Origin of the sequence: Cloacibacillus sp. An23, assembly GCF_002159945.1 — a bacterium.
In the GTDB taxonomy this organism is placed as follows: Bacteria; Synergistota; Synergistia; order Synergistales; family Synergistaceae; genus Caccocola.
Genome location: NZ_NFJQ01000007.1, coordinates 195999 through 206391 on the forward strand (window position 1 = coordinate 195999; position 10393 = coordinate 206391).

10 protein-coding genes are annotated in these 10393 nt (G+C 60.3%); all 10 read left to right on the forward strand.

Annotation, left to right across the window (positions count from 1 at the left end; genetic code table 11):
* The first annotated feature begins 3 nt into the window (after positions 1-3).
* The 10 genes from B5F39_RS08635 to B5F39_RS08680 all read left to right on the forward strand — a co-directional run bounded on the left by B5F39_RS08635 (position 4) and on the right by B5F39_RS08680 (position 10001).
* Positions 4-975: an ATP-binding cassette domain-containing protein gene (locus B5F39_RS08635; RefSeq protein WP_087366065.1), complete on the forward strand. Its 972-nt coding sequence runs from the start codon at positions 4-6 to the stop codon at positions 973-975.
* Position 976: 1 nt separating this feature from the next.
* Positions 977-2632 carry a putative 2-aminoethylphosphonate ABC transporter permease subunit gene (locus tag B5F39_RS08640; protein ID WP_087366067.1) on the forward strand — a complete coding sequence of 552 codons (1656 nt, stop codon included), beginning with the start codon at positions 977-979 and terminating at the stop codon, positions 2630-2632.
* 40 nt (positions 2633-2672) lie between these two features.
* Positions 2673-3488, forward strand: a complete 816-nt coding sequence (gene phnX, locus B5F39_RS08645) for a phosphonoacetaldehyde hydrolase (RefSeq protein WP_087366116.1) — start codon at positions 2673-2675, stop codon at positions 3486-3488.
* Entirely contained in the window at positions 3489-4595 is a 1107-nt protein-coding gene (phnW, locus tag B5F39_RS08650; RefSeq protein WP_087366070.1) for a 2-aminoethylphosphonate--pyruvate transaminase, read from the forward strand.
* A gap of 327 nt (positions 4596-4922) precedes the next feature.
* Entirely contained in the window at positions 4923-6260 is a 1338-nt protein-coding gene (gene rsxC / locus B5F39_RS08655) for an electron transport complex subunit RsxC (protein WP_087366073.1), read from the forward strand.
* Complete coding sequence (locus tag B5F39_RS08660; RefSeq protein WP_087366075.1) at positions 6260-7189, forward strand: RnfABCDGE type electron transport complex subunit D; 930 nt, start codon at positions 6260-6262, stop codon at positions 7187-7189. Before rsxC ends, B5F39_RS08660 begins: the two co-directional genes overlap by 1 nt.
* The gene (locus B5F39_RS08665; RefSeq protein WP_087366078.1) at positions 7182-7814 is read left to right on the forward strand and encodes an RnfABCDGE type electron transport complex subunit G; all 633 of its coding nucleotides are present in this window, start codon (positions 7182-7184) and stop codon (positions 7812-7814) included. The genes B5F39_RS08660 and B5F39_RS08665 overlap by 8 nt, the downstream gene beginning before the upstream one ends.
* A gap of 5 nt (positions 7815-7819) precedes the next feature.
* The gene (locus tag B5F39_RS08670) at positions 7820-8557 is read left to right on the forward strand and encodes an electron transport complex subunit E (protein ID WP_087366081.1); all 738 of its coding nucleotides are present in this window, start codon (positions 7820-7822) and stop codon (positions 8555-8557) included.
* Complete coding sequence (gene rsxA / locus B5F39_RS08675; RefSeq protein WP_087366084.1) at positions 8557-9135, forward strand: electron transport complex subunit RsxA; 579 nt, start codon at positions 8557-8559, stop codon at positions 9133-9135. Before B5F39_RS08670 ends, rsxA begins: the two co-directional genes overlap by 1 nt.
* Before the next feature lie 11 nt (positions 9136-9146).
* Positions 9147-10001, forward strand: coding sequence for an RnfABCDGE type electron transport complex subunit B (locus tag B5F39_RS08680; RefSeq protein ID WP_087366087.1), 855 nt, complete (start codon positions 9147-9149; stop codon positions 9999-10001).
* Positions 10002-10393: the final 392 nt, after the last annotated feature.

The following is a 10393-nucleotide window of genomic DNA, read 5'->3' on the forward strand; positions in this document are numbered from 1 at the left end:
ATCATGGCATCTCTCCGCGCTGAACACATCGTCAAGAAATTCGGGAAGCAGACGGCTCTCAACGACGTGAGCTTCGAGATAGAAGACGGCGAGTTCGTCTGCGTCCTCGGCCCCTCGGGGTGCGGGAAAAGCACGCTCCTGCGCGTCGTCGCGGGACTTGAAGATATAGAGAGCGGAAAGGTGGAGATAGGCGGCCGCGACGTTACGGGCGAGCCGCCCTCCGCCCGCAATTTCGGGATAGTCTTCCAGTCGTACGCGCTTTTCCCGAATATGACCGCCGAGGAAAACATCGCATACGGCCTCTGGAACAAGCGCCTTTCGCGCGAGGAGACAGCTTTGCGCGTGAACGGCGCGATAGAGATGGTCGGGCTCGAAGAGCAGCGCAAAAAGTATCCGCAGCAGCTCTCGGGCGGACAGCAGCAGCGCGTCGCCATCGCGCGCGCGATAGTGCTGAAGCCCGAGTTCCTGCTTCTCGACGAGCCGCTTTCGGCGCTCGACGCGAAGGTGCGCGTCAAGCTGCGCCGCGAGCTGCGCCACATACAGCAGAAGCTCGGCATCACAACGATAATGGTCACTCACGACCAGGAGGAGGCGCTCTCGCTCGCCGACCGCGTCATCGTCATGAACAATTCTGTCATCGAGCAGATAGATACCCCGCAGAAGGTCTACGAGTCGCCGAGCAGCCCGTTCGTCGCCGATTTCGTCGGCACGGTGAATTTCGTCGGCGGGCGCAGCGGCGCGATACGCCCCGAAAGCCTGCGCCTCTGCCGCGCGGGACACGACGGCGCGATACCGGGGCGCATCTGCGACATAGAGTTCCGCGGCTCCTTCTACCGTGTGGGAGTCGAGACAGCCGGCGGCGAGTACACCGCGGACGTCCCCGCGCAGCAGCGCGAGAATCTGCCGCTGCGCTTCGGAGCGCTCGTCTACCTCGATATTCCGGCTGAAAAGGTGATTTGCCTAAAGGCAAGCTGATATGGTTAGGATAAAAAGCGCGGGCAGGCTCCAGCAGGGCCTGCTCGTTTTCTCACTCGCGTTTCTCTTCATCGTCGTCGTATGCCCGATGCTCGCGCTTTTCTCAAAGGCCTTCCATGCGAACGACGGGACCTTCATCGGGCTTGCGAACTTCGTCGAATATTTTTCCTCGCCGCACCTCGTGCGCTCGCTGAAAAATTCGCTCGTCATCTCGACGGCGGTCGCCTCGGTCTCGACGGTGCTGGCCTTCGTCTACGCCTACGCCCTGACGCGCGCGCTCGTCCCGGCCAAGAAGCTTCTGCGCTTCACGGCGGTGCTGCCGCTCTTCGCGCCGACGATGATGTACGGCATCGCGCTCGTCTACCTGATAGGCAACAAGGGGATAATAACGATGCTCGGGCTTAAACTGCCGCTCTACGGTCCGCTCGGCATCTTCATCTGCGAGGTCTTTTACACCTTCCCGCAGGCTTTCCTGATACTTTCGGTAACTCTCGCATACTGCGACAACCGCCTGTACGAGGCGGCGCGCGTCATGGGCACGGGCGCGTGGCGCATCTTCCGCACCGTGACGCTGCCCGGCGCGAAGTTCGGCGTAGTCAGCGCCTTCCTTGTCGCCTTCACGCTCTGCTTCACGGACTTCGGCGCGCCGAAGGTCGTCGGCGGCAACTACGGCGTCCTCGCGACGGACATCTACAAGCAGGTCGTAGGACAGCAGAACTTCGGCATGGGCGCGGTCGTCGGCCTGCTGCTGATGCTTCCTGCGCTCGCGATGTTCGCCGCCGACAGATTCATAAGCTCGGCGAACGAGGCGACCGTCAGCTCGCGCAGCGTGGCCTACAGGATAATAGAAAACAAACTCCGCGACAGGCTTCTGACGCTCTTCTGCGTCGTGATAAATCTGTTCGTCTTCATGCTGCTCGGCGCGGGCTTCTTCGCCGCCTTCATCAAGGCGTGGCCCTACAATCTTTCGTTCACGCTCGAGCATTTCCTTGTGGACAGCCCCGCGACCGGCGGCCTCAGCTCATTCGGCAACAGCGTGATAGTCGCGCTCGTCTCCGCGGTGCTCGGCGGCGGCTTCGTATTCGTCAACGCGTGGCTCATCGAGAAGACGCGCGGACATACGCTGCTGCGGCGCGCGGACTACCTGCTCTCGATAATCCCGCTCGCGCTTCCGGGGCTTTCGATAGGCATAGCCTTCATATTCTTCTTCACGGCGGACGGCAATCCGTTCTCCTTCGTCTACGGCACGATGTGGATAATGGTGCTCGCGAACATGGTCCACTTCTATTCCGTCCCCTTCGTCACGGCGACCTCGGCGCTGAAAAAGCTCGACCGCGAGATCGAAGCCGTATCGGAGTCCATGTCCGTTCCGCTCTGGCGTACGTTTTACAAAGTCACCTTGCCGATGTGCTCAGACGCCCTCTTCGAGACGATGGTCTACATATTCGTCAACTCGATGGTGACGGTCTCGGCGGTCGTATTCCTCTATCCCGCCGACTTCAAGCTCGCATCAGTCGCGATAGTCAACATGGAGGACGCGGGCGACATAGCGCCGGCCTCGGCCCTCTCAGTCCTCGTCGTGCTCGTCAACGTCGCGGCGAGGCTCGGCTACGAATTTTTCTCTGCGAGATACAGGAAAAAGCGAGCTGCGCTATAATCTGCGCGGCGACAAACGTTTGAATACGGAGGTCATAAAAGTGGAAAACAACGAAAACCGCGTAACATGCGTGATATTCGACTGGGCCGGCACGACCGTGGACTACGGCTGCTTCGCGCCGCTCGGCGCCTTCACGCGCGTATTCGAGGAGGCGGGGCTGCCGCTTTCGATAGAAGAGGCGCGCGGCCCGATGGGTCTGCCGAAGCGCGACCACGTGCGCGAGCTGCTGAAACTCCCGCGAGTCTCCGCGCTCTTCGCGGAAAAGTACGGGCGCGCGTGGAACGAGGCCGACGTTGACAGGCTGTACGAAGGCTTCGTCCCGGCCCTCATGGGCACGCTCAAGGACTACTGCGAGCCGCTCCCCGGCGTTATAGAGACTGTCGCGGAACTTCGCGGCGCAGGGCTGAAGATAGGCTCAACCACCGGCTACACGAAAGAGATGATGGACATAGTCGCGCCCGGCGCGGCGGCGCGCGGCTACGCGCCCGACGCTCTCGTCACCCCCGACGAGGCCGGCGCTGGACGCCCCGCCCCCTACATGATTTTCAGGAACATGGAGCGGCTCGGCGTATATCCGCCGTCGAACGTAGTCAAGGCCGGAGACACGCTCGCCGACGTGCGCGAGGGCAAGAACGCCGGAGTGTGGAGCGCCGGCATAATCGAGGGAAGCAGCGAACTCGGGCTGACGCGCGAAGAATGCGAAGCGCTCTCCGAAAACGAACGCGCGGAGCGTTACGCCGCGGTGCGCGGGCGTTTCCTCGCCGCCGGCGCGGATTTTGTCATAGAGCGCGTGACCGAACTGCCGAAGCTCATCGAACAGATAAACGAAATAAAACTCGGACAGGAGACGAAATAAATGACGGCTGAAAATCCTTACCTTCTTCTCACCCCGGGGCCGCTCTCGACCACGCCCGCCGTGCGCGAGGCGATGCTGCGCGACTGGTGTACGTGGGACGCGGACTACAATAATCTGGTCGAAGGCATGAGGCGCGACCTAGTCGCCCTCGCCGTCCCGGACGAAGCCAAACGCGCGGAATACACCGCAGTCCCGATGCAGGGCAGCGGGACTTACGGCGTCGAGTCCGTCATAGGCACTGTAGTGCCCTCCGACGGGCGCATACTCGTCATAGCCAACGGCGCGTACGGCAGGCGCGCGGCGCAGATAGCGCGCACTCTGCGCATAAACACCGCCGAACTCTCATACCGTGAGACGGAGCGCCCCGACGCTGCGGAAACGGCGGAATTTCTCGACGAAAACCCCGACGTGACGCACGTCCTTATGATCCACTGCGAGACGACGACGGGCATCTTGAACGACATCGAAAGCGTAGCGCATGAAGTCAAGCGCCGCGGCAGAATATTCATCGTAGACGCGATGAGCAGCTTCGGCGGGATCCCGATAGACATGGACGGCCTAGGCATAGACTTCATGATAAGCAGCGCCAACAAGTGCATACAGGGCGTGCCCGGATTCTCCTTCGTCATAGCGCGCCGCGCCGGGCTCGAAAAATGCGCGGGCCGCGCGCGCTCCGTATCGCTCGACCTCTACGACCAGTGGAAAGTCATGGAAGAGGGACACGGGAAATGGCGCTTCACCTCGCCGACCCACGTCGTCCGCGCCTTCATCGAAGCGCTCATGGAGCTGCAGGAAGAGGGCGGCGTCGAGGCGCGCCACAAACGCTACGCGGAAAACCAGCGCCGCCTCGCCGAAGGCATGGCCGCGCTCGGCTTCCGCCCGCTGCTTAGTAAAGAAGTCCAGTCCCCGATAATCACGTCGTTCCTCTACCCCGATAAAACATTCGACTTCAAAGACTTCTACGAATTCATGAAAGGCGAGGGCTACGTCCTCTACCCCGGAAAAATCTCCGAAGCCGACACCTTCCGCGTCGGCAACATCGGCGACGTCCACATGAAGGACATAGAGGGAGTTCTGGCTGCGGCGGCGAAGTACGTGAAGAAGTAACAGAAGCTCACGCTTTTGCCGGACGTTACGCGCGGCGCGGCGGCTTCCGCAGAGGAGCCGCGCGCCGCCGCTTCGTATCCGCAGGCCGCCGCGCGCGGAATTTTTTCAGGCACCTACCCCGCGCCGTAAGTCCGTGAAAAATTACGCGTTCACAAATTTTTCAGAAAAGTCAATGACCTTTTCTTTGTGAAGCTCTCTTATTTCCTATGAAAAACTCTTTTGTTTTCGGACATAAATGTTAAAATAGCAAATTGGGTTATGGGTTGTTTTTGTTGATGGAGAGTAATGACTCCTATGACTTTTTTTTGCTAAAGGAGGAGCGTTTTTATGAAGCTTCCGACATTCTGGGGCGGCATCCACCCGCCGCAGAACAAAGTTTTGACCGCGGACGAGAAGATAGAGCAGTATCTTCCGAAAGGCGAGCTCGTCTTCCCGATGCCGCAGAACATCGGCGCGCCGTGCGCGCCGGTCGTCGCCAAGGGCGACCGCGTGCTCGTCGGCACGCGGCTCGGCAACAACGACGCCTTCGTATCCGCGCCTATACTTTCGAGCGTTTCCGGTACTGTGAAGGATGTGACGCTGCGCATGACGACGCCGGGGACTTTTGAGAACTGCGTCGTCGTCGAGAACGACGGCAAGTACGAAAAGGCGCCGGAGTGGCAGCCGCTGCCCGACTATGAGAACATCGACCCGAAGGAATATCTGAAGCGCATCCGCGACGCCGGGATAGTCGGATTCGGCGGCGCTACGTTCCCGACCGCCGTCAAGCTGTCGCCGCCGCCGGATAAGAAGATAAAATGGCTCATCGTCAACGGCGTAGAGTGCGAGCCCTATCTCAACTGCGACAACCGCCTGATGCTGGAATCGCCCGACGAGGTGGTGAACGGGCTGAAGCTCGTCCTCCGTCTCTTCCCCGAGGCTCAGGGCGTAATCGCGATAGAGAACAACAAGCCCGAAGCCGTCAAGACGATGGAAGAGGCGGTCAAGCGCCTCGGAGCCTCCGGCATAACTGTGCAGCCGCTCGCCGTAAAGTACCCGCAGGGCGCTGAAAAAATGCTCATCGAGGCTCTGACGGGGCAGGAGTACGTCGTCACGGCTCTGCCGGCCGACGTCGGCTGCATAATCCTCAACGTCCGCACTACGCAGCAGATTTACCGCGCGATAGCGCTCGGCGAACCCGCAGTGACGCGCGTCGTGACCGTGACGGGAGACGCGGTCGCCCATCCGAAGAACATCTCCGTTCCGCTCGGCACCTCAGTGCGCGAACTGGTAGAACTCTGCGGCGGCTTCAAGGAGCAGCCGGTCAAGATACTCTCCGGCGGCCCGATGATGGGCGTTTCGATGCGTTCCATCGACGTCCCAGTCGTCAAAGGCACGTCCGGAATCCTCGCGCTCACGGCGAAGTCCGCGATGCTGAAGCCGATAACGGCCTGCCTGCACTGCGGAAAATGCGTTGAGGCATGCCCGATGGGGCTCGTCCCGACCGTTCTTGAACCGCTCGTTGCGGCGCGTATGTATAAGCGCTTCGAGGAAGAGGGCGGCATGAACTGCATAGAATGCGGAAGCTGCACCTACGTGTGCCCGGCGCACCGCCCGCTTACGCAGGGCTGCCGCGACGGAAAGGCCTCCGTTATGGCGATGCGCAGAAAGGCGGCTGCTAAGTAATGGAACGTCTGCTGGTAGTATCAAGCTCGCCGCACATCCACTCCCCGCTCGACACTCAGAAGGTCATGGGATGGGTGCTCGCGGCCCTCGCCCCCGCCGGTCTCGCCGGCGTCTATTTCTTCGGCGTCCGCGCCGCCGCCGTCATGGCGGTATGCGTCGCCTCCTGCGTAATCTTCGAGTACCTCTGGGAAAAATGCCTTAAAAAGCCCAGCACGGTCAACGACCTCTCGGCCGCAGTCACCGGGCTGCTGCTCGCATACAACCTGCCGCCGACCATTCCGTTCTGGATGGCGGTCTTAGGCAGCCTCTTTGCGATGGTCGTCGTCAAGCACCTCTTCGGCGGCCTCGGATGCAACATCGTGAACCCCGCGCTCGCGGCGCGCGCGATGATGCTCACAAGCTGGCCCGTTCCTATGACTACGTGGACGATAGACGGCGTATCCGGACCGACGCCGCTCGCGCTCATCAAGATGGGCGCGACCGACCAGCTCCCGCCGCTTCAGGATCTTTTCATAGGACACGTCGGCGGCTGCATAGGCGAGACCTCGGCTCTCGCGCTGCTCATAGGCTTCGGAATACTTCTCTATAAAGACATAATCAAATGGCACATCCCGGTCGTCTACGTAGCGACCGTCGCCGTGCTGAGCGTGGCCTTTCAGCGCCCGGTCACGCCGCTTTACGAGATACTCTCGGGTGGCCTCCTGCTCGGAGCCATATTCATGGCGACCGACTACGTCACGACGCCGGTAACGCGCCGCGGACAGATAATATTCGCGGTAGGCTGCGGCGTCCTAGCGACGCTCATACGCACATGGGGCGGCTATCCCGAGGGCGTGTCGTACTCGATTCTGATAATGAACCTCGTCGTCCCGCTCATCGACAGGGCGACGAAGCCGCATATCTTCGGTGAGGTGAAAAAACATGCCTAAGATAGCGAAGTACGGACTGATACTATTCGTCATAACCGCGGTCACGGGGCTCATCCTCGGCGGCGTCTACACAATGACGCTCGAACCAATCCGCCAGGTGCAGGCGCAGGAAAAGAACGAGGCGCTCGCATCGACGCTGCCCGGCGCGACGGAGTTCAAACAGCTTGAGATAAAAGACGGCTATCCGATGATAACCGAAATTTACGAAGGCAGCGCCAACGGAGAGGTCAAGGGGTACAACTTCACCGTCACGCCCAAGGGCTACGCAGGCCTCGTCACCACAGTCGTCGGCATAAACAACGAAGGACGCGTCATGGACATCAAGATACTGAGCCACAGCGAAACGCCGGGCCTCGGCGCGAAAGCCGTGGAGCCGGCCTTCGCGGGACAGTTCAAGGAAAAACTGGCGAAGAGGCTCACCGTCACCAAGACCCCGCCCGAGTCCGACGACCAGATACAGGCCATCTCCGGCGCGACGATCACATCGTCTGCGGTCGTGAGCGGCGTCAACACGGCGCTTTCGTACTGGCGCGCGAACTTCTCAGGAGAGGGCGCGCAGGGAGAGCCGGAACAGGCGGACGGCGTGTCCGGCGCTTCGGCTTCCGTCAATAAAGGGGAGGAATAAGACTAATGATAAATCCTCTTAAAATAATCAAAAACGGCATACTGACCGAAAACCCGACCTTCGTCCTCGTTCTCGGCATGTGCCCGACGATAGCGGTAACCACGAGCGCCATCAACGGCATAGGCATGGGCCTCGCCGCGACGGCGGTCCTCATGGGCTCCAACATGGCGATATCCGCGATAAGGAAATGCATCCCGGACGAGATACGCATACCGGCCTTCATAGTCGTCATTGCGGGCTTCGTCACGGTCGTGCAGCTCCTCATATCGGCCTACGCGCCTGCGCTCAACAGGTCCCTCGGAATATTCATCCCGCTCATAGTCGTCAACTGCATAATACTCGCGCGAGCGGAGGCCTTCGCCTATAAAAACGGCGTCTTCGCCTCCATGTGCGACGGCATCGGCATGGGGCTCGGCTTCACATGCTCGCTGACTCTCATCGGCTGCATCCGCGAGCTCCTCGGCAACGGCACGATATTCGGCGCGGCCATACTCCCGCCCGACATATACGCGCCGGCGCTGCTCGTCATCCTCGCCCCCGGCGGCTTCATAACGCTCGGCATCCTCATGGCCTTCATACGCCACCTAAAAATGAGGAAAGAAGAAAAAGCGACAGGCGTCCAGTCGTCATACGACGGATGGCATGAACTCGACGCCTGCGGAGGCTGCGCCCTCAAAGGCATATGCCACGGCGGCACCGCCGGAAGCGTCTGCGCCAAAACGGAAAAGGAGGCCGGTAAGTAATGGGACTCGTCGCTCTGTTCGTGAGCTCCGTGCTCGTAAACAACATCCTGCTGGCCCGGTTCCTAGGCTGCTGCCCGTTCCTTGGCGTCTCCAGCCAGCTTGAGACCGCGAAAGGCATGGGCATAGCCGTCGTATTCGTCACCACCTTTGCGGCGATAATGACATGGCTGGCCTACAACTTCATCCTCGTCCCGCTCGGGCTGGAATACCTCTACACGCTCGCGTTCATACTGATAATCGCGGCCCTGGTACAGTTCGTCGAAACCGTGCTCAAAAAAATGATGCCAGGACTCTATAAATCCCTCGGCATCTTCCTGCCGCTCATCACGACGAACTGCGCCGTCCTCGGCGTCGCCGTCATCAACATGAACGAAAACTACAACTTCATCTACTCCGTAGTCAACGCCTTCGGCTCGTCGGCGGGCTTCCTGCTCGCCATCGTTCTCATGGCCGGCATACGCGAGAAGATCGAAATGAACGCGGAAATGCCGCGCTGCATGCGCGGGCTGCCGATAGCCCTCGTCACGGCGGGCCTCATGTCGATAGCCTTCATGGGCTTCAGCGGCCTCATCAAATAGGAGGGACGGACATGGAAGGAATACTCTACCCGACACTTGTAATGGGCGGCCTCGGCGTCATCTTCGGCGCGCTGCTCGCCTTCGCGTCGGAAAAATTCTTCGTCGCTGTCGACGAACGCCAGAGCAAAATACGTGAAATACTCCCCGGCGCCAACTGCGGCGGCTGCGGCTACCCGGGCTGCGACGGATACGCCGAAGCCTGTGTCAGCGGAGCCGCCAAGCCCAACAAATGCGCCGCGGGCGGCCCAGACGTCGCCGCCAAAATAGCGGAGATACTCGGCGTAACGGCTGAAGCCTCCGAGCCGATGGTCGCCTTCGTCAAATGCAGCGGCACGCACGACAAAACCGTAAAAGACTGCGTCTACATGGGCTTCGACGACTGCCGCAGCGCCTCCGTCGTCCCCGGCAAAGGCCCCTCCGCCTGCACCTACGGCTGCATGGGCTTGGGGACGTGCGTCAAAGTCTGCCAGTTCGGCGCTATCAGCGTAAAAGACGGCGTCGCCGTCGTCGACCGTGAAAAATGCGTCGGCTGCGGCACATGCGCCGCGGAATGCCCGCGCGGCGTCATCGCCATGGTGCCGAAAAAATCAAAAGTACAAGTCGGATGCAGCAACCCCCTCAAAGGCCCCTTCGTCAAAAAAGTCTGCTCTACGGGTTGCATAGGCTGCACCCTCTGCGTCAAGACATGTCCGAAACAGGCTATCTCCATGCAGGGGAGCCTGGCCGTCATAGATCCGGCGCTATGCGTCAACTGCGGCCTTTGCGTGGCGAAATGCCCCGTCAAAGCCATCGCAGACATGCGCCCTCCGAGACCGGCGGCTCCGGCTCCTCAGCCCTCGGCTGCTCAGCCGCAGGCGCAGGCGTAAACGTCATCGAACAAACGCAAGAAAAGAGAAGGCTTGATGCCTTCTCTTTTCTGCTTTTGCCAACATGTAATTTCAAAGGAATCTAAGCGCTGCGAGCTTTGTCGTGAACTGGACGAAAGCGATAGTTTACATCTACACGACCTCTAGCGTCCTACTAAAAAAGCAGAAAAAAGTAGTTGACGAAACGCTTGAAGCGTAATATACTCCTTCACGTTGCGCCGCCGGGGGCGAGGTTCTGAAGAAACCGAGCGGGCCCCGGAGGAAAGCGGCGAAGCACCATGACAGGGGAATAATGAGGAGAAGGCGAAGCGGTTTGTAAGCGAAGCGTAAGCGGGCGTGCAAACCGCGGAGAGGAAGAATACGTGCAGCGAAGAGCGAGGAGCCTGTTCATT